The organism is Advenella sp. (assembly GCF_052108595.1).
Taxonomy (GTDB): Bacteria; Pseudomonadota; Gammaproteobacteria; order Burkholderiales; family Burkholderiaceae_B; genus Advenella.
Genome location: NZ_JBQEAU010000049.1, coordinates 26,612 through 28,841, shown reverse-complemented (window position 1 = coordinate 28,841; position 2,230 = coordinate 26,612). Strand labels below are relative to the sequence as shown.

Sequence of the window (2,230 nt, the reverse complement as noted above, 5' to 3'; positions counted from 1 at the left end):
CCGCTGACCTCTTGCATGCCATGCAAGCGCTCTCCCAGCTGAGCTATACCCCCACACGTCTCAACTAATGTTGTCTAGCGAAGAAGCGGAATTATGACTTCTTTTGCGCTCTTGCGCAAGCTTTTTCGGCAATGCAATAAAAATACAACAATTTGCCCGCCTATTGAAGCTTGGCCCGGGCGCAAAGCAACCGGCATCACGAGTCGGTCATCACCATTGCATTGCGTACACGACGCGCTGCCAGCAAGACATCGGTGGCCGTCAGGCCGATAGGGCCCGTGCCCTCTTTGACCAATAGATCGGCCGCGGCACCATGCAGCCACACTGCACCAGATATTGCCTGGGCCGCTTCAATGCCTTGCGCCAGACATGCGCCCAGCATCCCCGCCAGGACGTCGCCGGTGCCACCAGAGGCCAGCCCGGGGTTCCCGGTATTGTTCACATGGGTGTCTCCCTGTGGCGAGCAGATGACCGTTCTGTAGCCCTTGAGCACCGTCCACGCCTCATATTTCTTGCTGATTGCCACGGCGGCACGCGCCCGGCCCTGTTGCAATTCTGTCACGTCGCAATCGAGCAGCCTTGCCGCTTCCTGAGGATGCGGCGTGAGCACCAGTATCCGATTTCGCGCGCCGGCGCCAATTTTCCCCTGTGCCAGCAAAGTCAGGCCGTCTGCATCCAGTACCAACGGAATATCAAGGGTCGCCCGAAAGACCTGGTACAGCAGGCCCAGTGATTTCTCATCCAGCCCCATGCCTACACCGGCCACGCACACGGTCATCTGGTCCGAACGCAGCAACTGGTCGGCGCGCCCCAGCATCAGTTCGGGGTGAGAAGGGTCAACAACAAAAGGCAAATCATCAACAAACCCGACTTTCACTTTGCCTGCGCCCTGCATCAGGGCTGCCCGGGCAGCCAGCAATGCAGCCCCCGTCATGCCAGGCGCCCCGCCGATGACGCCGACGGTACCGAAGCTGCCCTTGTGACTGTCTGCGAGACGGGGACGACACAGCGCGGGAAAATGTTGTCTTGCGTATTCGACTGTCATAGTGCTCCTTTGTCATTGCAGGGACCAGGCCAAACGCCCTTGCGGCAAAACGACAGGCTTCTCGCTGATGCCATTGAGGCTTTGGCTTTTTTGTCTTTCAGCTCAATGACAGCACAGTCGCACGGGTCCGTCAAGGACCACGAAGCGTTCGGCCGGCGCAAGGACCGGCACAGGCAGCTGCACATAAAAACCCACGCACGACAGCGTGGCGGCACCGATTATTTGCTCGCCGACCTCATGCGCTGGCGGCTATTGATAATATGCATACGCATAGCGGCACGCGCAGCATCGGCATCCTGCGCCGCGATGGCGTTGAATATTGCCTCATGCTCCATGTTAAGGCGTTGCTGGTACATGGCTTTTTCCTGATCGAAAATCGCCAGCCGGCTGCGCGGTATCGCGTGTTTGCCCAACTGGCGCAGCAGATCCAGAAAGTGCGAGTTGTGTGTCGCCTTGGCGATCTGTTCATGGAACTGAAAATCGACATCCACCGAAATATCGCGGGAAATATCTTCCTTGACCAAGGCGCGCAGAATGCGCTCAAGCTCTGCCAACTGTTCGTCGGTGCGCCGCTGGGCCGCCAGGCCTGCCGCCTCGGACTCCAGGCATGCCCGCACCTCCAGCACGGCAGCCAGCTCTTCGGCCGTACCCGGCGACATGGTGCTGCGATCGAAAATCACATCTTTGACAGAAGGCTCACGCACGAAGGTTCCGACACCGTGGCGCGTTTCGACCAGGCCACGCGCCTGCAATTGTGAAATGGCTTCGCGAATAACACTTCTGCTCACGCCAAAGGCTTCGACAAATTCGGATTCTGTCGGGAGCTTTTTCCCCACTTCCAGGCTGCCCGACTGGATTTTTTCGGTCAGTTGCTCGACCACTTCATCCGAGAGCGTTCTGCCTCTTTTTTTAATTGGGCCAGCGTTAATCAATAGGCGGGTTGGCATAGGTACTGTGGTCACCGTAAGAATAGTTTGGTTACAGGTAGGAAAAGTATGATTTTAAAACGTTTTTTCCTAAAAACGGCCAGAACGCCTCCAGTTCCGGGATTGTTCTGCGACATTTGAAAATGACAGGCCAGTTGGCACCGATCGGAATACCACCATCAGGTCACCGGCGCCGGGTTAAACAGGACCAATGAATTGTGCAGTTTGAGCTTTTCGGCACAGGATTGCTGCCGGCCAC

Annotated in this window: 2 protein-coding genes; both read right to left on the bottom strand. The window is 57.2% G+C overall.

Annotated elements, in window-relative coordinates; all coding sequences use genetic code 11:
* Positions 1–196: 196 nt before the first annotated feature.
* Positions 197–1,045 carry an NAD(P)H-hydrate dehydratase gene (locus ACTIKR_RS10615; RefSeq protein WP_442327816.1) on the bottom strand — a complete coding sequence of 283 codons (849 nt, stop codon included), beginning with the start codon at positions 1,043–1,045 and terminating at the stop codon, positions 197–199.
* Between the two features lie 218 nt (positions 1,046–1,263).
* The gene (locus ACTIKR_RS10610) at positions 1,264–1,992 is read right to left on the bottom strand and encodes a FadR/GntR family transcriptional regulator (protein WP_193087683.1); all 729 of its coding nucleotides are present in this window, start codon (positions 1,990–1,992) and stop codon (positions 1,264–1,266) included.
* Between the last annotated feature and the right edge of the window lie 238 nt (positions 1,993–2,230).